This window comes from Amycolatopsis samaneae, from assembly GCF_039541975.1.
In the GTDB taxonomy this organism is placed as follows: domain Bacteria; phylum Actinomycetota; class Actinomycetes; order Mycobacteriales; family Pseudonocardiaceae; genus Amycolatopsis; species Amycolatopsis samaneae.
In genome coordinates this window covers 161091-183060 of sequence record NZ_BAABHG010000018.1, presented here as the reverse complement: position 1 = coordinate 183060, position 21970 = coordinate 161091, and the positions used below count along the sequence as shown (strand labels likewise).

General features: G+C 71.2%; 14 protein-coding genes. 7 read left to right on the top strand and 7 right to left on the bottom strand.

Annotation, left to right across the window (positions count from 1 at the left end):
- Positions 1-192: 192 nt before the first annotated feature.
- The 3 genes from ptsP to ABD987_RS37390 are packed head-to-tail and all read right to left on the bottom strand — an operon-like array spanning position 193 to position 3507.
- Positions 193-1884 (bottom strand): phosphoenolpyruvate--protein phosphotransferase, encoded by a 1692-nt coding sequence (gene ptsP / locus ABD987_RS37400; protein ID WP_345405678.1) that lies wholly within the window; start codon positions 1882-1884, stop codon positions 193-195.
- Positions 1874-2602: a hypothetical protein gene (locus tag ABD987_RS37395; RefSeq protein ID WP_345405675.1), complete on the bottom strand. Its 729-nt coding sequence runs from the start codon at positions 2600-2602 to the stop codon at positions 1874-1876. The genes ptsP and ABD987_RS37395 overlap by 11 nt, the downstream gene beginning before the upstream one ends.
- Positions 2603-2631: 29 nt before the next feature.
- On the bottom strand, positions 2632-3507 hold the full coding sequence (locus tag ABD987_RS37390) for a ribokinase (RefSeq protein WP_345405672.1): 876 nt from the start codon (positions 3505-3507) through the stop codon (positions 2632-2634).
- Positions 3508-3916: 409 nt separating this feature from the next.
- On the opposite strand from ABD987_RS37390, the gene ABD987_RS37385 reads away from it, so the two are divergent.
- Positions 3917-4654, top strand: coding sequence for a TetR/AcrR family transcriptional regulator (locus ABD987_RS37385; protein ID WP_345405669.1), 738 nt, complete (start codon positions 3917-3919; stop codon positions 4652-4654).
- Here the strand turns inward: ABD987_RS37385 and ABD987_RS37380 are convergent.
- The 3 genes from ABD987_RS37380 to ABD987_RS37370 all read right to left on the bottom strand — a co-directional run bounded on the left by ABD987_RS37380 (position 4651) and on the right by ABD987_RS37370 (position 9664).
- Entirely contained in the window at positions 4651-5388 is a 738-nt protein-coding gene (locus ABD987_RS37380; RefSeq protein ID WP_345405666.1) for a 3-oxoacyl-ACP reductase family protein, read from the bottom strand. The genes ABD987_RS37385 and ABD987_RS37380 overlap by 4 nt on opposite strands.
- 119 nt (positions 5389-5507) lie before the next feature.
- Entirely contained in the window at positions 5508-8363 is a 2856-nt protein-coding gene (gene leuS, locus ABD987_RS37375; protein WP_345405663.1) for a leucine--tRNA ligase, read from the bottom strand.
- Positions 8364-8530: 167 nt separating this feature from the next.
- On the bottom strand, positions 8531-9664 hold the full coding sequence (locus ABD987_RS37370) for an esterase-like activity of phytase family protein (protein ID WP_345405660.1): 1134 nt from the start codon (positions 9662-9664) through the stop codon (positions 8531-8533).
- 104 nt (positions 9665-9768) lie between these two features.
- Between ABD987_RS37370 and ABD987_RS37365 the strand changes: the two genes are divergently transcribed.
- Positions 9769-10188 (top strand): SdpI family protein, encoded by a 420-nt coding sequence (locus ABD987_RS37365; RefSeq protein WP_345405657.1) that lies wholly within the window; start codon positions 9769-9771, stop codon positions 10186-10188.
- A gap of 8 nt (positions 10189-10196) precedes the next feature.
- Here the strand turns inward: ABD987_RS37365 and ABD987_RS37360 are convergent, their stop codons facing one another.
- The gene (locus tag ABD987_RS37360) at positions 10197-10769 is read right to left on the bottom strand and encodes a YqgE/AlgH family protein (RefSeq protein ID WP_345405654.1); all 573 of its coding nucleotides are present in this window, start codon (positions 10767-10769) and stop codon (positions 10197-10199) included.
- 491 nt (positions 10770-11260) lie between these two features.
- On the opposite strand from ABD987_RS37360, the gene ABD987_RS37355 reads away from it, so the two are divergent.
- The 5 genes from ABD987_RS37355 to ABD987_RS37335 all read left to right on the top strand — a co-directional run bounded on the left by ABD987_RS37355 (position 11261) and on the right by ABD987_RS37335 (position 21963).
- A complete protein-coding gene (locus tag ABD987_RS37355; RefSeq protein ID WP_378214246.1) occupies positions 11261-12556 on the top strand; it encodes an MFS transporter in 1296 nt (431 codons plus the stop codon).
- Between the two features lie 111 nt (positions 12557-12667).
- Positions 12668-13291, top strand: coding sequence for a YbaB/EbfC family nucleoid-associated protein (locus ABD987_RS37350; RefSeq protein WP_345405651.1), 624 nt, complete (start codon positions 12668-12670; stop codon positions 13289-13291).
- Between the two features lie 3 nt (positions 13292-13294).
- Positions 13295-13621, top strand: coding sequence for a WXG100 family type VII secretion target (locus tag ABD987_RS37345; protein ID WP_345405647.1), 327 nt, complete (start codon positions 13295-13297; stop codon positions 13619-13621).
- 9 nt (positions 13622-13630) lie between these two features.
- Positions 13631-21511 (top strand): WXG100-like domain-containing protein, encoded by a 7881-nt coding sequence (locus ABD987_RS37340; protein WP_345405644.1) that lies wholly within the window; start codon positions 13631-13633, stop codon positions 21509-21511.
- On the top strand, positions 21511-21963 hold the full coding sequence (locus tag ABD987_RS37335; RefSeq protein WP_345405641.1) for a hypothetical protein: 453 nt from the start codon (positions 21511-21513) through the stop codon (positions 21961-21963). Before ABD987_RS37340 ends, ABD987_RS37335 begins: the two co-directional genes overlap by 1 nt.
- Positions 21964-21970: the final 7 nt, after the last annotated feature.

The following is a 21970-nucleotide window of genomic DNA, read 5'->3' as shown; positions in this document are numbered from 1 at the left end:
GGGGTCGTGCCGAGGGACGCCTTCGGTGCGTCCAGCGCAGCGAGGGACGCCCTTGGTGCATCCAACGCACCCAGGGCGTCCCTCGGACGCGGCGCCGTACTCACGGAACGCGCCCACAAACGAGCGGGTCCGAAGGCGTCCTTCAGCTCGTCCGGGCAAGCGGGAGCAAAGGTCCCTTGCTCCCCTCCGGGATCAGCGGGCGGCGGCTGCCCTGGCCGCGGCCGGGTCGGTGGCGGCCAGCGCGGCGGCGGCGATCGTCTCGCACTCGGCGAGGGTCACCGACGCGAGCGAGGCGCCGACCGCGCGCACGGCGGGCGCGTTCATCGACAGGCTGGTCAGGCCCAGCCCGGCGAGCACGAGCGCCAGGCGCGGGTCGGCCGCGGCCTCACCGCAGACCCCGGCGGGCTTGCCGGTCGCCTTCGCCGCGTCGCCGATGAACCGCAGCAACCGCAGCAGGCCGGGCTGCCAGGGGTCGTTGAGCTTCGCGACCGCGCCCAGCTGCCGGTCGGCGGCGAACGTGTACTGCGCGAGGTCGTTGGTGCCGACCGAGACGAAATCGACCGCGTCGAGGATTTCCCTGGCGGTCAGCGCGGCCGCCGGGATCTCGATCATCACCCCGGCCCGCGCGATCCCCGCCGCGCGCACCCGATCGGCGAACCAGGACGCCTCTTCGGCCGTCGCGACCATCGGCGCCATGACCGACACCTCGGCGCCGGAATCCCGCGCCGCGCTCGCGATGGCTTCGAGCTGCCGGTCGAGCACGTCCGGCCGGTCGAACGCGATCCGCAGGCCCCGCACGCCGAGCGCCGGGTTCGGCTCGGCCTCGGGGGAGAGGAAGGCGAGTGGCTTGTCGGCGCCGGCGTCGAGGGTCCGGACGATGACGGGCTTGCCCCGGAACGGCGCGAGCACCGCGGTGTAGGCCTTCCGCTGCTCCTCGACGGACGGTTCGCTCGGCGCGTCGAGGTAGCAGAACTCGGTACGGAACAGGCCGACGCCCTCGGCACCCGCGTCGGCCGCGGCCTGCGCGTCGGCCGCCGAGCCGACGTTGCCGTAGACCTTGACGCGATGACCGTCGGCGGTCGCGCCGGTGCCGTTCCACTCGACCGGGCCGAGCGCGGTCGCGGTCACGATCGGCGCGGCCGGGTCGGCGGGCGCGACCGTCCCGGCGTCGCCGTCGACGGCCAGCGCCGCGGCGTCGAGTGCCAGCAGCCCACGCACGGCGACCACCGCGGGGATGCCGAGCGCGCGGGCGAGGATGGCGGTGTGGCTGGTCGGACCGCCCTCCTCGGTGACGAGGGCGAGCACCTTCGCCGGGTCGAGGCCCGCGGTGTCGGCGGGCGCGAGGTCGCGCGCCACCAGCACGCTCGGCGAGGTCAGCTCGGGCACGCCCGGCGGGTCGATGCCGAGCAGCTCGGCGACGAGCCGGTCACGGACGTCGCGGATGTCGCGGACGCGCTCGGCCATGTACCCACCGGCCGCGGCCAGCGCCTCGGCGAACTTCTCCGCGGCCTGGTAGACGGCGCGGGAGGCGGGCAGGTTCTGCGTCTTGACCAGCTGTTCGGCCTGGGTGGCGAGCGCCGGGTCAGCCGCCATCGCGGCGGTGGTGATCAGGATCGTCTCCGCTTCACCGCTCGCGCTCTCGGCCTGCTTTTCCAGCCGCGCGGCGACCGCCTGCGCGGCGGGCGCGATCCGCGCGGCCTCGGCGGCCGGATCGGCGGGGGCGGGTGTCGCGGCGGGTTCGCCCAGCGCCTCGGCGACGCGGACGACGGGGCCACTGGCACGCCCGGGGCTGACGGCGACCCCGGTCAGCGGCTGGCCCGCCGACACACTCGACCCCGCCGACGTACTTCCTACCGCGGAGGCGGCATCCGACTCAGACGACATGGTCTAGACCATAGCTCACATAGGCCGCGATATCGCGGAGTGGCATACGCCACTGTTCCGATCGCACCCGGTCGAGTACCGGACGCACCTCCTCGTGCCACCAGGCCTCGGCGAGTTCCTCCCTGCTCCGCACCGGTCTCCCCGCCAGCGAACGCCGGAATCCCCACGCCTCGGCCGCGTCCGCGAGGCGGAACCAGTCGGCGGACTCGTCGAGCCACAGCCCGGCGCGGACGTCGTCGGCGAGCGGGACGCGCTCCAGGAACGCCCGCTCGGCCCGCTTCTGCGGCAGGTGCGCCAGGGTGATGCACCGCTCCAGGAACGCGGTCGTGCAGATCTTCCGCACCCGCGCCCGGATCGTCGCGGCACCGCGAACCCGGGAGATCGACACGCGGTGGTGGCCGTCTTCGACGAAGTACAGCTCGCCGATCCGCACCAGCCGCACCGGCGGGAGGTCGGCCGAGGTCGCGGCCAGTGCCTCCCAGCGCTCCCGCAGCGCGCGGTTGCGGAGCCGGAACTCACGGTCGAAGTCCCCCGTCCTGGCGACGGTGCCCACGACGGCGTCGAGGACGACGTCCCGCTCGCCCTCGTCGGCTTCGCTCTGTCTGCCGAGCGCCGCGAGTGTCTCGTCGAGCGGCATGATCATCAGGTCTTCACGACGTCGCGCGCGCTGGGCGAGGTGACCACGCCACCACGCCGAGCCGAAGGAGTCCACGGCCATACCAGGTTCAACGTCCCCGGCCGCACCGGTCATTCCGCCAGTTCGGCCGCGGTGGGGTAGGAGGGCTGGGCGCCGTGCCGGGTGACGCTGATCGCGGCCACCCCGACCGCCCGCCGCGCCGCGTCGACCAGCCCCGCCCCGGCCGCGAGGGACGCGGCGAGCGCGCCGGCGAAGGCGTCCCCGGCACCGGTGGTGTCCACCGGCTCGACCTTGGGCGAGGACACCTCGGTGACACCGTCGCCCTCGACCACGACCACCCCGGCCGCGCCCAGGGTGACGACCGCGGCGCGCGGGCCGGATTCGAGCAGCCGCCGCGGGTCCGCACCCGGTTCCGTGTCGAGCAGCCAGGCGGCCTCGTGCTCGTTGACCAGCAGGACGTCGAGCGCGGCGAGCGTCGCGGGCGAGACCTCGGCGACCGGCGACAGGTTGAGCAGCACCCGGACGCCCTTCGCCGCGGCGGCCGCCACCACGTACTCGACCGTCGGCACCGGCAGTTCGAGGGACACGACCAGCACCTTGACGCCGTCGAGAACGGTATCGACGTCTTCCGGACGCAGGCTGGAATTCGCGCCGGGGGATACGAGAATCGCGTTCTCACCGTCCGGCGTCACGGTGATGTACGCGATTCCGGTCGGCCGATCGGTGGTCCGGACCAGCTCGGTGGACACTCCGGCGGCGCGCAGCGAATCGAGCAGCAAGGTGCCGTAGGAATCGTCGCCGACCGCGCCGAGCAAGGCGACGTCCGCACCGAGCCTGCCGGCCGCGACCGCCGTGTTCGCCCCCTTGCCACCGGGGAAAACGGCGGTGTCACCACCGAGAACCGTCTCGCCGCCGGCCGGCCTGCGCTCCACCGGAACCACCAGGTCGACGTTCGCGGGCCCCACGATCAGTACGTCGGCACACATGGGCCCAACTCTGCCACGAAGGGCATTCCCGTTGAGCGGCAACCACCGCATACGGGAAGATGAAGGTTTTTGTAACTTATCCGCCGCACGGTGCGACAATCAGTCGTGCAGCGGACAGTGGCTCACTCGATCGGGGGAACTCAAACCCTCAGGCGTCACTTCGATGACCATTCTCCGCTCTCTTGATGCGTTGCCGCCGTGAAGCGGTGACGTTGCCCCGCCCGGCCTGAGAAACCGGACAGGGCATCGGGTCGCCGGTGCCGATCACGTAGCCCCCCGAGTGATCGGCACCGGCGGCGCCCCCGGGTTCCCCCGCCACGGCCGCTGGCGACGTGGCCGCCGCGATTGCCGGCCGGGAACCGGCGCGTTCGGTGATCAGGCCAGGTCTCTTACCACCTAGAATGTCTGGATGAGCCACCCCACCCGACGGGGTCGCGCGCGGGCAGCGACCGAGCAGGACATCCGGCGGACCGCCCGGACGCTGCTGGTCGAACAGGGCCCGGAGGCGGTCACGTTGCGGGCGATCGCCCGCGAGCTCGGCATCACCGCGCCGGCGTTGTACCGGTACTACGAATCACGGGACGACCTCGTCGAGAACCTGCGGCTCGACGTCTGCGCGGACCTCGCCGCGGAGCTGTCCGACGAGATCGCCGAGCTGCCCGACGACGGCACGCTGCAGCTGTTCGCGATCTGCAAGGGCTTCCGGCGCTGGGCGCTGACACACACCAAGGAGTTCACGCTGGTGTTCGCGTCGCCGACGGGCGGGGTCGGCACCGGATCGGCGAGCGCGCTGCGCCGCTTCGGCGAGCCGTTCGGGCGCATCTTCCTCGCCGCCGCCAGCCGGGTGCTGGCCACCCACGACATCATGACCCCGCCCGCCGACGTCATCCCGCCCGAGATCCGCGACGACCTGACCGCCTTCCAGCGTGAACTCCTCGACGTGCTCGCCGAGTCGGGTCTCGATCTACCGGCCGAGAAGCTCGACCTCGGCGTGACGTACCTGATGATCCAGTTCTGGGCCCGGCTCTACGGGCACGTCACGCTCGAGGTCTTCGGCAACTACCCGATCCCGGTGTCGAAGCCGGACGTCCTGTTCGACTCGACACTGGCCGATCTGGCGCGGGAGATCGGGCTTTCTCCAAACTAGGCGGCGTGGCCGCCGTCGACCGAGAGGATCGCGGCTGTGACGTACCCGCTGCCCGGCGCCGCGAGGTACGCCACGGTGTCCGCGACCTCCGCGGCCTCGCCGTACCGGTCGAACACCGTCAGGGAACGCTGGTCGGCGGCGTAGGGGCCGTCGGCCGGGTTCATGTCGGTGTCGGTCGGCCCGGGCTGGACCAGGTTGACCGTGACGCCGCGCGGGCCGAGCTCACGGGCCAGCGCCTTGGTCAGGCCGACCATCGCCGTCTTGCTCAGCGCGTACAGCGCCATGCCGGGACCGGGCACGCGCTCGGCGACACAGCTGCCGATGGTGATCACCCGGCCGCCGTCCCCGAGGTGGCCGGCGGCCGCCTTGGTCGCCGCGAACACGCCGCGGACGTTGACCGCGAGCACCCGGTCCACGTCGTCGATGCCGGTCGCCTCCAGCGGGCCGACGAACCCGACACCCGCGTTGTTGACCAGGATGTCGAGCCTGCCGAACTCGGCGACCGTGGCGTCGACCGCCCTGGTGACCGCGTCCGCGTCTGCGCTGTCGGCCTCGATCGCCAGCGCCCGGCGGCCGAGCGCCTTGATCCGGTCCACGATCTCGGCCGCCTTCTCGCCACTGCTGTGGTAGGTCAGCGCCACGTCGGCGCCCTCCCCGGCGAGCCGCAGCGCGGTGGCCGCCCCGATGCCGCGACTGCCGCCGGTCACCAGCGCCACCTTGCCGTCGAGCGTCATCCCCGTACTCCTTCGATGTGCGGTTTTCCTTACCGCTTCATCGAATCGGGCTACGCCGCGTGGGGCTGGCGCCTTTCCGCCATCGCGTCAGGGCACCAGCGCCACGTCCGAAAACCGCGCTACAGGACGATGTTCACCAGCCGGCCGGGCACCACGATCACCTTGCGCGGGGTCCTGTCCCCGACCAGCGCCGCGATCTTCTCCTCGGCCAGCGCCGCCTTCTGGACGTCCTCGCCCGCCGCGTCGGCCGGGACGGTGATCCGCGACCGGACCTTGCCGTTGACCTGGATCGGGTACTCGACGGTGTTCTCCACCAGGTACTTCTCGTCCACCACCGGGAACGGCCCGTGCACCAGCGAATCCGCGTGGCCCATGCGCTGCCACAGCTCCTCGGCGATGTGCGGGGCCAGCGGCGCCAGCATCAGCACCAGCGGCTCGGCCAGCTCGCGCGGCGTGGCCTCGGCCGCGCCGTAGGTCTTGGTCAGGTGGTTGTTCAGCTCGATCAGCTTCGCGCCCGCGGTGTTGAACCGCATCTCCTGGTAGTCCTCGCGGACCCCGGCGATCGTCCGGTGCAGCTGCGCGCGGTCCTCGTCCGTCGCGGCGTCGGCGGACACCCTGGTCTCCCCGGTGTTCTCGTCGACGACCAGGCGCCACAGCCGCTGCAGGAACCGCTGCGCACCCACGACGTCCTTGGTGGCCCACGGCCGGGACACGTCCAGCGGCCCCATGGCCATCTCGTAGAACCGGAACGTGTCGGCGCCGTAGTTCGCCGCCATCTCGTCGGGCGTGACGACGTTCTTCAGGCTCTTGCCCATCTTGCCGTACTCCTGGGTGACTTCCGCACCCTCGAAGAAGAACTTCCCGTCCTTCTCCTCGACCTTCTCGGCCGGGACGTACACACCGCGCGCGTCGGTGTAGGCGAAGGCCTGCACGTAGCCCTGGTTGAACAGCTTGCGGTACGGCTCCTTGGAGGAGACGTGCCCCAGGTCGAACAGGACCTTGTGCCAGAACCGCGAGTACAGCAGGTGCAGCACCGCGTGCTCGACACCGCCGACGTACAGGTCCGTGCCGCCCGGGTCGTCCACGCCGTGCTCGGCGGGCCGGGGGCCGACCCAGTACGCCTCGTTCTCCGGCGCGACGAACACCTCGGTGTTGGTCGGGTCCAGGTACCGCAGCTGGTACCAGCAGGAACCCGCCCAGTTCGGCATCGTGTTGATGTCGCGGCGGTAGGTCTTCGGGCCCTCGCCCAGATCCAGCTCGACCTCGACCCATTCGGTCGCCCGCGCCAGCGGCGAGGACGGCTGGCTTTCGCGGTCCTCCGGGTCGAAGGTCACCGGGGAGTAGTCCGCGACCTCGGGCAGCTCGATCGGCAGCATCGACTCGGGCAGCGCGTGCACCCCGCCGTCCTCGTCGTAGACCACCGGGAACGGCTCGCCCCAGTAGCGCTGCCGGGAGAACAGCCAGTCGCGCAGCTTGAACTGCACGGTGCCTTCGCCGTGGCCGTGCTCCTCCAGCCACTCGATGGTCGTCTTCTTGGCCTCGTCGACGCCCATGCCGTCCAGGCTGAGCCCGTTTTCCTGGCGAGAGTTGATCGCCGGTCCGTCGCCGGTGAACGCCTTGCCCTCGAAGCCTTCGGCCGGCTGTACGGTGCGGACGATGTCCAGGCCGAACTTCTCCGCGAAGTCCCAGTCGCGGGTGTCCTGGCCGGGCACCGCCATGATCGCGCCGGTGCCGTAGCCCATCAGCACGTAGTCGGCGACGAACACCGGGATTTCCTTGCCGTTGACCGGGTTCACCGCGTAGGAGCCGGTGAAGACGCCGGTCTTCTCCTTGTTCTCCTGACGGTCCAGTTCGGACTTCCGCGACGCCGCCACCCGGTAGGCCGCGATGGCCTCCGCCGGGGTTTTCGCACCGGAGGTCCAGCGCTCGTCGGTGCCCTCGGGCCACGCCTCGGTGGTCAGCTTGTCGACCAGCGGGTGTTCCGGCGCCAGCACCATGTACGTCGCGCCGAACAGCGTGTCCGGGCGGGTGGTGAAGACCTCGATCGCGGACTCACCGGCGGTGAAGGTGACCCTGGCGCCGTGCGAGCGGCCGATCCAGTTGCGTTGCATGGACTTGACCTTCTCCGGCCAGTCCAGCAGTTCCAGGTCGTCGACCAGGCGGTCGGCGTAGGCGGTGATGCGCATCATCCACTGACGCAGGTTGCGCCGGAACACCGGGAAGTTGCCGCGCTCGCTGCGGCCCTCGGCGGTGACCTCCTCGTTGGACAGCACGGTGCCCAGCCCTGGACACCAGTTCACCGGCGCCTCGGAGATGTACACCAGCCGGTGTTCGTCGATGATCTCGCGCTGCTCCGCACGGGTCAGCTCGCACCAGTTACGGCCGTCGGGCGTGCGGCGCTTGTCCTGCGCGTACTCCGTCTCCAGCTCGACGATCGGACGTGCCCTGCCCGCCTTCTCGTCGTACCAGGAGTTGAAGATCTGCAGGAAGATCCACTGCGTCCACTTGTAGTACCCGGGGTCGATCGTGGAGATGCGGCGCCGCTCGTCGTGGCCCAGCCCCAGGCGCCGGATCTGACGCAGGTAGGTCTGGATGTTCTCTTCGGTGGTCTTGCGCGGGTGCTGCCCGGTCTGCACCGCGTACTGCTCGGCGGGCAGGCCGAAGGCGTCGAAGCCCATCGTGTGCAGCACGTTCCGGCCGATCATCCGGTGGAAGCGCGCGAAGACGTCGGTGCTGATGAAGCCCAGCGGGTGCCCGACGTGCAGCCCCGCACCCGAGGGGTACGGGAACATGTCCAGCAGGAACAGCTTGTCCGAGGACACCGTCTGCCCGTCGACCGCGAGCGGGCCGACCGGGTTCGGCGCCTGGTAGGTGCCGTGGTCGGACCAGTACCCCTGCCAGCGCTGTTCGATCTGGCCCGCCAGCTCCGCGTTGTAGCGGTGCTGGGGAGCCGCGTCGGTCCCGCTCTGGTTCATCGCCGCATTCCTCCGTGCCTGTCCACGTAGAGCCACTCCAGAAACAACTCGACCCCCCAGCCCGAGGGCATGAGGGGTCGCCGCGCTGATCGGCCGTTCGGCCTGGTCAGCGCGGCAGGCTAAGGAGCAGCCGAGCCGTGTTCATGATGTCCATCGTAACCGGCTGGTCAAAGCCGTTCCGACGGGACCGCCAGTGCGATGAACTGGGTCACCTGGGTCGCCGAGAAGTTGTCGTCGCTGACGAGCACGAGGCTGCGCTCGCCGCCGGGCAGCCGCGGCCCCCACGTCATCCCCTCGATGTTGTCCACTGTGGACAACTTGAGGTCGGAAAGGTCGGCCAGCAAACGTTTGCGGACCGGCTTGACCTGCTTGTTGTTGTCCGCGAGCGACGCGACGTCGCGCACGTTGGTGGCGCCCTTGGTGTCGATCTCGAAAATACGGACCTTGTTGCCGACGCCGGTGACGAACGAGCGCTCCAGCACCAGGTAGCGGGTCGGATCGGCCTGGTCGACGGCGAGCAGCGACGAGACGCCGGTGGTCGCGAAGCCGTTCGGCGGGTTCGGCGAGGCGAAGACCTTCTCCTGCGGGTACGCGTACTGCGCGAGCACCGGACCGAAGCGGGACTGGACGGTAATGCGGGACAACGCGCCGTGCGTCGTGGTCGCCTCCGGACCGTCCTGCAGCAGCGGGCCCTCGACGGAACTGGCGACCAGCGTGCCGAACGCGGCGAAGGTGAGTCCTTCGAGGACGAGGTTCTGCCGGGGCCCCGCCTTCGGGGTCATCTTCTCGTTGGCGGGAATCGGCAGGTCACGGACGTATTTCCCGTCGCGGCGGGCCTCGCGGATCGACGGATCGATCAACGTCGTGCCGGTCCGCTCGCCCTCCTGCGCCCAGAAGTAGTGCCCCGTCCACGGGTCGACGCGCAGTTCCTCGGGATCGACGGTCTGCTCGTTCTGCGGCGCCTTCGGGTCGTTCTTCGCGAGCGGCGGGTAGGAGGTGCCGTCCGGGCGCAGCAGCGGATGCGTGCCGGTGATGGCGACCTCGCCGACGCCACGCGCGTCGACCGGGAACTTCGCGGTGTAGAAACGGGCCGGGTTGATCGCGGACCGGTCGTCGCAGATCAGTGCGTACTCGCCGGTGCGGGGGTCGTAGTCGATCGAGGAGAGGCCGCCGACGGTCGTTCCCCCGAACGGCAGAGCGTGCGGGACGGTCCGTTCCCCGATCAGCCGAACCGGGCGGTGACCCGGAGTCGCTTCGGCGGCGGGAACCCCCATCAGGGTGAGCGGCAGGGCGGCGGCCATGGCAGTGATCAACACACGACGTGACAAACGCTGGGACATGGCCTGTAGCACAGTCGATCAGGGTATCCGGCAGGTTGCCGGGACGTCACGCTTATCCTCGTGAGGTGATCGCTGCAGCGCTCGTCCCGATTCTGCTGGGTGTCGTCGTCGGCTGGGCCGGCTTCCTCGGCCTCCGCGAACGGCTGACGCGAGAAAGCAGCATGGGCGTGCGCACCCGTGCGTCGATGCGGAGTGAAGAGGCGTTCAAGCTGGCGAACCGGGTGGCCGGACTGCCGATCCTGGTCGGCGGCGCGATCGGCGTGCTCGCCGGTGTCGCGGCGATCGTCATGCCCACCACCGCCGGGCTGCTCGCCGCCGCCGTCGCGGGGGTCATCGGCATGTTCGCGCTGGTCATCGGCGGTGGACTACTCGGCACCCGTGCCGCCGCGACCATCCCCGCACCCGCGCCGGCCGCCCCGGCCGGATGCAGCGGCTGCGCCTGCGGCGCCGGTGGCTGCGGCGTGCTCCAGCGCGCCGAGAACTGACCCGGAGATCAGTTCCGTTGCAGGTCGCCGGGGTGGGTGGCCAGCAGCGCGAGCGGGACACCCTGACGCCGGAGCACCTGACCCCACAGATCCCGGTGCGGCGAGGCCAGGATGTCGCTCGGCAACGCGGGCACGATCACCCAGTCCTCACGCTCGATCTCCCCGGCCAGCTGACCGGAATCCCAGCCCGCGTACCCGGCGAACACCCGCACCCCGCGCACCTTCGGCACCAACGCCTCCGGATCGGTGTCCAGATCGACCAGCGCCACCGGCCCGCGCACCGCGATCACCCCCGGCACACTCGCCGCCGTCTCCCCGGTCCGCAACGCGGCCAGGCACAACGCCGTCTTCTTCTCCACCGGCCCACCCACGAACACCGCCTGCGGCTCGGCGACATGCGTGCCCCAGTTCGGCAGGACATCGTGCACGGCGACGTCACTCGGACGGTTCAGCACCACCCCGAGCGTGCCCTCGTCACGGTGATCGATGACGAACACCACCGTCCGCCGGAAGTTCGGGTCGAGCATCGTGGGGGCGGCGACCAGGAGCGTTCCCGGCTCAACCTCGGCGTCCGCAGGCACTCGCCCATAATCCCACTCCGGCGCACACGAATTCGTCCGGCACCGGGAACAAACGCATCAACTGCCCCGTTGGACACACTGGTCGGCGCACTCCGTGTCCCCCGGGCTCACTGAAGAACCGCCTTTGTGGAATACCGTTCGGCCGGAGCCACACTGCGCATAGCCGCCGAGAGGCGAGATGGGGTGCGTCGGCCTCCTTCCTGTTCGGGGCTGCCGCCCCTTCCCGGGTGATGCCTCCATATGTGTCTACCCGGGGGGCCGAGCCCCCCGGACCCCCACGGTGCGGTCGGTTCCTGAACCAGCGTGGGCGCGTTCGGCTTCGGGCCTGGCGGCCCTGGCCTTCGTGCCGGTGTGGCCTCGGGTTTGTTTGTCCTGACCCAGCGTGGTCCAGTCATTGACCTTGGGCTTGGTGTCCCTTGCCTTCGGGGTGATCTATGTGGTGGCTGGGTTGTGTTCATGGGTGGGTCATGGGGGGCCATTAGGATTCCGGGGTGACGAGCGGCGCTGGGGTGGTTACGGGGGCGGCCGGGCCGCGCGGACTGGTTCGCGATCCCGAGTTCCGCAGGCTGTTGTTCACCCGCTTCGCCGCGCAGTGGGGCGACGGCGTCTTCCGCGCCGGGCTCGCGGGCGCCGTGTTGTTCAACCCCGAACGCGGCGCGAACGCGCTGGCCATCGCCGGTGGATTCGCCGTACTGCTCCTGCCGTACTCGGTGATCGGCCCCTTCGCCGGCGCACTGCTCGACCGCTGGGACCGCCGCCGCGTCCTCATCTTCGCGAACCTCCTGCGCGGCGTCGCCATCCTCGCCGCGGCCCTCGCGGTCGGACTCGGCGCGAGCGGAATCGGGCTGTTCGCCCTCGCCCTCGCCGCGGAGGGCATGAGCCGGTTCATCGGCTCCGGGATGTCCGCCGCCCTGCCCCACCTGGTGCCGCCGGCGGGCGTCGTCACCGCCAACGCCTTCGCCACCACACTCGGCTCCGTGATCGCGGTCATCGGCGGCGGCTGCGCGATCGGGCTGCGCGCGCTGTTCGGCCCCGACAACGCCGGATCGGCATGGACCACCTCGTTCGCGATACTCGGCACCCTCGCCGCCGCCGCGGTCGCCGCCCGGTTCCGGAAAGGCGTGCTCGGCCCCGACACCGTCGACGAGCCGACCAACCCGGTCCTCGCCGTCGCGCGCGGCTTCGCCGACGGTGCCCGCCACGCCTGGCGCGCGCCGAGCGTCACCGCCGGGTTCATCGCCCTGTTCGCGCACCGGGCGTCGTTCGGCGCCTCCCTGCTGGTGACGACGCTGCTGATGCGCAACTACTTCACCAACGACGGCGTCTTCCGCGCCGGCCTGCCCGGCCTCGGCCAGATGGTCGCGCTCGGCGGCGCCGGCCTGTTCCTCGCCGGCCTGCTGACCTCGTGGCTGCTCCGGCGGTTCGGCAGGCTCCGGGTCGTGCCGGGCGCGCTCCTGCTCGCCGCGCTCGCGCAGTCCGCGCTCGGCCTCCCGATGCTGCTGCCGACCGCGTTGCTCGCGTCGTTCCTGATCACCGGCGCCGGACAGGTGCTCAAACTCTGCGTCGACTCCTCGATCCAGCTCGACGTCGCCGACGAGGCCCGCGGCCGGGTGTTCGCGCTCTACGACACGTTGTTCAACCTCACCCAGGTGATCGCCGTGACACTGGCCGCGTTGTTCGTCCCGGACAACGGCTATTCGCCGGGCCTGCTGGTCGCTGCCACGATCTGCTACCTGCTCGGCGGCGCCGGATACCTGCTGGCCACCCGCCGCGCGGCCCGAGCCTGATTCGCTGGCGCAAACCCTTGCCCACCGGTTCACCCATATGGCCGGTACGACCGGACGACGGGCACTAGTGTTGGCCGCGTCCGATCCAGCTCGAACCACCCCGGGGGCACCGTGACCACCGCCGGCGACGACCGTGCCCGCCTCGAAGCGCGCAACGCCGCGATGAAGGACCAGGTCGACACGCTCCTGGAGCAGTTCGAACGGCAGACGGAACAACTGCGGGACGCGCAGGCCGCGGCCGCCGAGACGACCGCGGTGGTGTCCTCCCCGGACGGGCTCGTCCGCGCGACGATCGACTCGACCGGTTCCCTCGCCAAGCTCGAACTCGCGCCGAACTCCTTCGAGCGGACCACCCCGGCGCAGCTGGCGAACACCATCCAGAACCTCGTGCGGCACGGATCATTGCAGGTCAAGCAGAAGGTCGCGGATCTGATGGCGCCGCTGACCGAGGGCCTCCCGGATCTCGCCGACCTCGTGGAGGGCGCGCCCTCGCTGCGGGGCCTCATGCCGCAGATCCCTGACTTCCTCGCCGAGGAGGAACAGCCGCCCCCGCCGCCGCGCCCGGACTCCCTCGAAGACCCCGACGCCGGGTCGATCATGCGCAACGACCAGGCCGCGCCGCCGCCTCCGCCGCCACCACCTGTGCCCGCACCGAAACCGACACCGCGTCGCGTGCGTCCCACCCAGGATGACGAGGACGAGGAACCACCTTCGTCCTGGCTGCGGAGGGAGTGACCGATGCCGGACGGGCGCGGTTTCACCGCCGATCCGGAAGCGGTCAAGTCCGCGGCCGGGGGGCTCGAAGTAGCCGCGGACAACCTTGAGGACGCGGCGAAGGAACTCCAGAGCGCGCTGAGCGCGCAGGGAGAGTGCTGGGGTGACGACGATTCCGGCAAGGAGTTCGCGAAGGACTACGTGCCGGGTGCGCAGGGCGCCGTCGAGGGCTTCGGCAACCTGGTCGAGGGACTGCGCGGGCTCTACCGCAACGTCGACCAGTCGATGAAGGCACTGCAGGGGGCCGACCAGACCGTCGCGGACACCCTGACGAAGGGCAAGGGGCAGTAATCCGTGGGTATGGAGATGCCCGACGCGGTCAAATGGCTGCTGCCCATCGTCGTCGGGGAGAGCTGGCCCGAGGGTGACGAGGACAAGCTCCGCGCACTGCGCGACGCCTGGCACAACGCGTCGAACGCGATCCCGCAGGCCTCCCAGATCGGGACCACCGCGGCCTCCGGCGTCCTCAACGACTGGAGCGGCGACGGCGCGCAGGCGTTCGGCGAGCAGTGGAAGAAGTTCGTCGAGGGCGACGAGGCCTACTTCAAGAACCTGACCGAGGCGTGCAAGGCACTCGGCGACTCGTGTGACCAGACGGCGCTGGACGTCGAGTACACGAAGTACATGATCATCATCTCGCTGATCATCCTCGCCGCGCAGATCGCGGCGATGATCGCGTCGGCGGCGGTGACCTTCGGCGGGTCGACGGCGGGGATCGCGCCCGCCCAGATCGCCACCCGGATGACCGTCCAGATGCTGTTCCGCCAGCTGATGCAGAAGCTCGCGCAGCAGGGGTTCAAGAAGCTCGCGAAGGAACTGCTGGAGAAGTTCCTCAAGCAGGGTCTCAAGAAGATCGGCAAGGAAGTCCTGAAGAACGAGGCGATGAACCTCGGGATGGACGCGGGGATCCAGGGCCTGCAGATGGCCAAGGGCGACCGCAAGGAATGGGACTGGAACAAGACCAAGGACTCGGCGATCAGCGGCGCGGTCGGCGGTGTCGTCGGCGCGGCGAGCGGGTCCATCGGCCGTGGTGCCACCGAAGGGCTTTCGCACAGCGCGGGCGGGCAGGTCGCCGACGCCGCCATGCGCGCGGGCGCGCGGGGCGCGGTCGAGGGCGTCGCGCAGACGGTCGGCCAGGCCGCGGTCACCGGGAAGCTCGGGGAGCTCACGCCCGACCAGCTGCTCCACGGTGCCACCAGCGGCGCCGTCGGTGGCGCCGCGGGCGGCGCGAAGGAGCAGATCGGCCACATCAAGGAGGCCAACGTCCCGCACGCCGAGCCGTCCGGCGGCGGGCACTCGGGCAACTCCGGTGACGACGGCGGCTCGTCGAACCGGACCGGTTCGGAGCCCTCGTCGCGGTCCTCGGAATCGGAACCCTCTTCGCGGACAACGGATTCCGAGCCGTCTTCACGATCGACGGAATCTTCCTCGCGGTCGGAGTCGGAGCCGTCCAGCCGGTCCTCGGAGTCGGAGCCGTCCTCGCGGTCGTCCGAGCCCTCGCAGCATTCGGAAGCCACGCCGTCGGGAGAGCAGAGCCGGGCGCACGAGCAGGCGCCCAGCCACTCCTCGGAGAACAACGGTCCGGCCGAGCAGCAGTCCCACCAGCCCGCTCAGTCCACTCAGGACGGTGGACAGGGTCAGCACCACACGGGCGAACAGCAGCGTGCGCCCGAAACCCAGCACACCGCGGAAACCCAGCACGCCCCGGAAAGCCGCGCGGCCGAGCACACCGAAGCTCCGCGCCAGGCACCGGAAACCCAGCACACCACCGAGACGCCACGCCAGGCCGAGACACCAAGCGCCCCGGCGTCACAGCAGCCGTCGGATCCCGCGCCCGCGCACCAGGGCGGGGACACCCCGGCACACCGGCCGGCCGACACCGGCACGTCGACCAGTTCCGATCACGTCCAGCAGACCGAGCACCCGGCCGCGCCGCAGGAGGCCGCGCGTTCCGCGGCGGCCCAGACCACCGACGGCCCGGCGCAGCAGCAGGCGCCCGCCACGCAGCAGCCGCAGGCGAACCAGCCCGCGGGCGGTTCCGCGCCGCCGATGAGCGGTGGCGGGATGTCCGGCGGCATGGGCGGCGGTGGCGGTGGCTCGCACTCCTCGTCCGGTGGTTCCTCGGGCGGTTCGTCCTCCGGTGGCTACGGCATGGCGCCTCCGCCGAGCGGCGGTTTCCCGCCCGGCGGCCACACCCCCGAACCCGGCAGGCGCCCGCAGGACAACGTCACCGCCGCCGGGTACACCGGTGGCCAGCCGGAGGGCTTCCCCGGCCAGGGGCAGCCGCCGACACCGCCGCAGGCTCCTCCACCGCCCCCGCCAGGAAACTTCGGGCCGCAACCGGGCGGAATGCCGCCCGCCGGAGGAATGCCTCCCGGCGGTGGAATGCCGCCGCAGGGCGCACCGCGGCCGCCCGGACCACCGCCCGGTGGCCCGCGCCCGAACCAGCCACCGCCGATGCCGCCGCGTGGTGGCCCCGGTTTCCCGCCCGGCGACCCGCGCCGGGGACCCGAGCAGTTCGGGGGACGTCCCGGCCAGCCCCAGGGTGGTCCGCCGCGGCCACCGGGCCCGCCCGGCCCTCCCGGACACCCACAGGGCGGCCCGCCCGGCCGTGGCCCCGGTGGTCACCCCGGGCAGCCGCGCCCCGGCGGCCCGATGGGCCCCGGCGGTCCCGGTCCGCATCCGGGTGGCCGTCCGCCGATGCCGCCCCCGCCGGGCCGTCCGCCGATGGGCCCGTCGAACGGCGACCCGCGATTCGGCCCGCACCAGGGACGTCCGCCGGGCATGCCGCCGCAGGGCCCCGGCCCGCGCCCGCCGCAGCCGTTCGTGCCCGAACAGCCGCGCCCGGGTCAGCCGCCGCACGGCCACGCGCCCACGCACCAGCCGCCGGGCACCCCGCAGCCGCCGCGTGCGCCGCACGAGCAGCCGCGTCCGGTCGAACAGCCGCGTCCGATGGACCAGCGGCCGAGCGAACGCGCGCCGGGACAGCCGACGGGTGAGCCGCCGCGGCCGCGGGAGCGCGTGCCCGAACAGCAGCCGAACGGGCAGCAGGCGCCGCGCCAGGAAATGCCGGGCGAACGCGCCCCCGAGCAGCACACGCCGGGACAGCGACCGCAGCACGAAAACGCCCCGGCACCGGAGCACGCGCCACGCGAGCAGCACACCCCCGGCGAGCCGCCGCGCGCGCAGACACCCGAACAGCACCCGCTGGGCGAGCGCACACCGGAACAGCAGCCACCGCACGAAAACGCCCCGGCGCGGGAGCAGACCTCGCACACCCCGGCGGAAGAGCCGCGCGAAACACCGGCACAGCCACGCGACAAGGCTCCGGCGGAAGAGCACGCACCGCGCGAGCAGACACCGGAGGAGCACACCCCGGCACCGGAACCGCGGGATCACACGCCGGAGCACGAATCGCCGGCGCCGCACGACGAACAGCCCGTCGGCGAGGAGCACACCCCCGGTCCGCACGACGAGGGCCACCCGCCGGTCGACGAGAGCTACCTGCACGATCCGGAGTTCCGCAGCCACGATCCGGCGGACCTCGACCGGATCGTGGAGACCCAGCTCGAACAGGGTCACGTCGACGCCAAGACCGGCGAACTGCGGCACGAGCAGGTCCGCCGCGACGCGCTTGCCCTGCGGGACAAGAACTTCCCGCACATGTCCGACGCGGGCGCGATCGCCGTCCACTCGTACACGCGCATCGAGATGGTGCACCCGCTGACGCACGCCCAGCGCGTGGGCGGCGAGGCGCTCGGCGACCTGACCCCGCAGGCGCGGGCGGTGACCTCCGGGCTCAACGAGATGCCCGAGCACGTCGGCACGGTCTCGCGGATGGTGAACTTCAACGGTCACCCTGGCCGGATGGAGGCGTTCCTGGCGAACTACGCCGAGGGCCGCGTCGTCACCGAACCGGCGTTCCTGTCGACCTCGAAGATCGACGCCGAGCACCCGCGCAGCAAGTTCGCCGGCGAAGTCGAGATGCGCATCGAGTCCAAGACCGGGCGCGACGTCTCGAAGCTCGCGGCGCTGGAGCACGAACGCGAAGTCGTCATGAAGCCCGGCTCGCAGCTGCTCGTGCACGGCGTCGAGATGGGCCGAGGGCACCCGAACCACCCCGAGTACACCCACCGCAATCCCGACGGCAGCATCAACAACGAGCCGAAGTGGGTCGTGCACGCGGAGGAGGTCGCCCCCGGCGACCCTCGGCACCTGGGCACCGAGGAAGCACAGCGGCAGATCGAAGACCGCCGCGAGCGCAACGTCGCCGACGAGGAACGCTTCCAGCGCGAGCAGGAGGCCGAGGAGCGGAAGTTCGAGGAAGAGCACCCCGAGCTCTTCAAGAACAACATCAAGGACATCTTCAAGGTGTTCGGCGGCGGGGACGAGGACCTCCCCGGCGGGCACCCCGAGCCGGAACCGCGCCGCGAACCGGCGAAGCACGAGCCCGAGGGCGGCTGGTCGGAGCTGGCGAAGCCGCTGGAGCCGGGCGGCGAGCCGGTGATCCACCACGACTCCGTCGAGACACCCCAGCAGGAAGCCCGCCTGCTACGCGACAACCTCCGCGGCATCGAAGAGGTCAACACCCGGCACTACTACGCGGAAAACGCGCTGGAGAACGGCTACCGGACGAACTCCGCGGAGTCGATGGTCGCCTACGAGCGGCGGATGAACGGCGAGCCAGGCGAGGCCGCGCCGTCGACCGACGGGATGTCGCACCAGCAGAGCCTCGAGCACGTCAGCGAACGGCTCGGCGGCCGGTGGAGCGAGCAAAACGACTTCGGCGGCATCGCGCGTGAGCTGGGCGAACGCCCGGTCGGCGCGCGGACCGCAGTGGCGTTCGAGCACCACGTGCCCGGCGACCCGCACGCCCCGGCGGACTCACCCGCCGCGCATCCCCACGTGGAGAGCCGGATCGTCGCGGCGGTGAAGACCGAGCACGGCGTCGTGTTCGCCGATCCGCGCAGCGGACGGCTCGCCGAACTGCCCCACGACGCGACCGGGATCAAGGCCATGCCGCTCGGTGGGGGCGAGGCGCCCACGCCGCACCACACCACCGAAACGCACGCGGCACCCGAACACCGCGCCACAACCGAAGAGCCCGGACCGTCCACAAAGGACAACACGGCGGAACGACCGGCCCACGAACAGCCGGCTCACGACCGGACGGACGAGCACGGCGAGCCGGAACGCTCGACGGCCGGGGAACCACGGCACGAGCCGGAGCCGCCGTCGTCGGTCATCGCCGAGCGCCTCGGACAGGGCCCGGAAGCCCCGCCGCGCACCGAGGACTACCTGTTCGACCCGGAGCACCGGGCGACCGACGCCGATCACCGCAGCATCCGCGAGGCGGTCGGCACGCCGCGGATCTACGACCAGATCGTGGAAAACGCGCTGAGCCGCCGGGACGCGCACGAGTCGCTGCGGCACCTGTCCGACGAGGGCGCGATCGCGGTGCACGGCTACACCCGCGGCGAGTACGCCTACCACGTCAACGAGGCGAACCGGTCCGGTCCTGGCCACCCCGGTTTCGAGCTGGCGCAACACAATTCGCGCGCGATCGTGGACGGGCTCAACCAGCTGCCCGACCACGTCGGCGAGGTGGTGCGCGGCATCAACGTGCAGGGCGACGCGCGCCTGGCGAAGCTGACCGCGGATCACTACGTGGTGGGCGAGACGACCGTCGAGACGACGTTCACCAGCGCGTCGATCAAGACCGACGAGTTCGCCAGCTCGAAGTTCGGCGACGACGTCGAGCTGCACATCCAGTCCAAGACGGGCAAGGACATCTCCGCGCTGGCGGAGAACCCCGGCGAGCGCGAATCGCTGTCCAAGCCGGGCACCCAGCTCCACGTGCACAGCAAGGAACTGGTGGTCACGCCCGAGGGCAGGCGGAAGTGGGTCATCCACGCCGAGGAGGTCACCCCGGGCGACCCGCGTCACCTCGGGCCGGAGGACGCGCGGCAGAAGATGGCCGAGCGGCGGGAACGGTTCGCGCAGGAGGCCCCGGAGTACGCCCAGCGCAGGCAGTCCGCGCTGATGGACAAGCTCGGCGGCCCGGTCGAGGCACCGGAGACACCCGCGAAGCCCGCCGCCCCGGAGTCCATTTCGGACCGGCTGGACGGGAACGCGCACGAAACCGGGTACGGCGAGGATTCCACGCCGCACAGCGGCGAACAGGGCGGCGAGCCCCAGCCGGACCACGACGGCGCGACCACCCACGAGCCGCCGGACTTCTCGACCATGGCGCGGGCGACGAATCCGCCCTACGAGGCGGCGATCCACGCCGACACCGCGTCGCCGGAGCAGCGGGCCGCCTACGTCCGGGAGCGGCATCCACACCTCGGCGAGGTCAACCCGGGCTTCCACGAGCCGGGCGCGCTGGAGAACGGCTACATGTCGAACTGCACGCGCACGCCCGAGGCGTACTGGGACCGGCTGCACGGCGGCGACGCGGTGGCGGACCCGATCCCGTTCGGCGAGATGGACAGCCGCGGCACCCTCGACCACATCGAGGAACGCTTCGGCCAGAAGTTCGGCGAACGCGCCGACTACGACGCCGTGATCCGCGAAATGCGGGACATGCCGGAGGACCACCACGCGGTGGTCGCGGTGAAGTACGAGGACGCGAACGGCGTGGAACGCGGGCACGTCGCGATGGTCGTGCACACCCGCGACGGGGTGGCGTTCGTCGACCCGCAGTCCGGCGACCTGATGAACCTGCCCCGCCCGCCGAGGGACATCCGGCTGATGCACGTCGGTGTCCCGCACCCCGAGGGCGCCGTGCACCACACCCCGGCCACGGCCTCGCACGAACAGCCGCAGCACACCCAGCCGTCGCACGAGCAGGCGCCGAAGGAGCCGGTGGCGGCCCAGGAACCGGCCACGCCGAAACCGGACCGGCCGGTGGATCCCCGCATCGCCTTCGCGAAGCCGCCGGAAGCACCGGTCGACCCGCGGATCGCCTACGCGCGGGACGGTGCCGGGCACGGCGTCGACGTCCGGCCGTCGCGGATCGGGCCGGACGGGCGCCCGGTGCCCTCGTTCGCCGAGCACGTCCCGGCTGCGCCGGAGCACGTGGCCGGACATCGCGAACACGGCGGTTACGGCATGTCCGAGCGTCCGCACGAGGAGCACGCGGGCAGTCAGGAGCACGCCGACCCGCACGCGCGGGAGGAGGCACAGCGTTATCTCGACCGTCCGGAGGTCGAGGCGGCGCTGCACGACCACGCGTCGGCGGACTACATCCGCGCGCATCTGGCCGAGCACCCGGAGCTGCTGCACATCCTGCAGGACCCCGGCAACGAGTACCTGACGCGTTCGCTGCTGAACAACCCGAAAACGATCGCGAGCCTCATGCAGCATCCCGAGGCGATCCCGATCCTCGGCGAGGCCATTCACCAGGTGCACGAGCGCGGGTACGACGTCATCTCCGACGTCCACGACCACGGCCCGGAACCGGCGCCGCTGACCACGGAACAGCACGAACTCGCCCAGCGAGTGACCGAAACCGTGGTCGACGCCTTGCCGGAGGAGCGGCACCACGCCAGCTTCGAACGACACCGGATGCGGGAGACCGGGTACGACGAGGAATGGGTGGCCACCGAACGGGCGAAGTGGCCGGAAAACCAGGCGAAACTGAACGCGATCGCCGACCGGATCGCCGCGGAGAACGATGGCCACGCCGGTTACCGGACGGAGCCGAAGGACGACGACCGGGCGCTCGCGAAGATCCGTGGCAAGTACAAGGGCGACGCGTCCCGGCTGACCGATCTGGTCGGCGCCAAGGTTCAGTTCGACACCGTCGCCGACGCCTACGCGGCATTGGCGCGGCTACAGGAGGATCCGTCGCTCAAGATCGTCAAGTTCGATGACCGGTTCGCGTCACGGCAGGAGAGCGGCTACGGCGACCTCCAGCTGAACGTACGGCTCGACAACGGCCATGTCGCGGAGCTACGGCTGCATCTGACGCATATGGACGTCGTGGCCGACTACGAGCACGCCCTGTACGAGGTCCGCCGTGACTTCGAGACCCTCAGCGAGCAGGAGGGGCGGGGAAAGCGGCTCACCCCGGAAGAGGCCATGCTCGACGCGGCGCTGACCGAGCAGGCCCAGATCCGGTTCACGGAGGCGTTGAAGAAAGGGCTGCCGCCCGTGACCGGTGAGGAGGGCGCGTGATGGCGTTCCGGACCCCGATGTTCTTCACCTACTACGCGCAGACCTACCGGGTGGACTCCACGCCGGACGGCGGTCTGATGGGCACCATCCTCAACCTGAACACCGGGCTGTTCGAGGAGAACAACGCCCATATCCGCGAGTGCATCTGGGCTACCGACAGTGCGGACATCAGCCAGGTGTCCGAGAAACGCTTCGTCCAGGAGACCGAGTTCGCCCGTCGCGACTTCCTCAGCGGTGACGGACCGATCTTCGCGCTCTACGAAACGATCAACGGCCTGTACGCGCAGGCTCGGACGGAGGGGCGTTCGCTGCGACCGGAGGAGCGGGCACTGGTCCAAACGCTCTCGGAGCGGACATTCGCCCTGTGGGAGGCGGAAGCCGCGCGCCGGGCCGAGGGCGAGCCGCCCTCGTTCGAGGTCACCTCGCTGGCATCACCGGAAGACGACACGTGATGCGCCG

Excerpts from the sequence above, each read along its gene's own strand:
- ABD987_RS37335 (WP_345405641.1), top strand. The coding sequence starts at position 21,511 with ATGGCGTTCCGGACCCCGATGTTCTTCACCTACTACGCGCAGACCTAC.
- ABD987_RS37370 (WP_345405660.1), bottom strand. The coding sequence starts at position 9,664 with ATGGCCGCCGCCCTGCCGCTCACCCTGATGGGGGTTCCCGCCGCCGAA.
- ABD987_RS37395 (WP_345405675.1), bottom strand. The coding sequence starts at position 2,602 with ATGGCCGTGGACTCCTTCGGCTCGGCGTGGTGGCGTGGTCACCTCGCC.
- ptsP (WP_345405678.1), bottom strand. The coding sequence starts at position 1,884 with ATGTCGTCTGAGTCGGATGCCGCCTCCGCGGTAGGAAGTACGTCGGCG.
- ABD987_RS37380 (WP_345405666.1), bottom strand. The coding sequence starts at position 5,388 with ATGACGCTCGACGGCAAGGTGGCGCTGGTGACCGGCGGCAGTCGCGGC.
- ABD987_RS37340 (WP_345405644.1), top strand. The coding sequence starts at position 13,631 with ATGGAGATGCCCGACGCGGTCAAATGGCTGCTGCCCATCGTCGTCGGG.
- ABD987_RS37390 (WP_345405672.1), bottom strand. The coding sequence starts at position 3,507 with ATGTGTGCCGACGTACTGATCGTGGGGCCCGCGAACGTCGACCTGGTG.
- leuS (WP_345405663.1), bottom strand. The coding sequence starts at position 8,363 with ATGAACCAGAGCGGGACCGACGCGGCTCCCCAGCACCGCTACAACGCG.
- ABD987_RS37385 (WP_345405669.1), top strand. The coding sequence starts at position 3,917 with ATGAGCCACCCCACCCGACGGGGTCGCGCGCGGGCAGCGACCGAGCAG.
- ABD987_RS37345 (WP_345405647.1), top strand. The coding sequence starts at position 13,295 with ATGCCGGACGGGCGCGGTTTCACCGCCGATCCGGAAGCGGTCAAGTCC.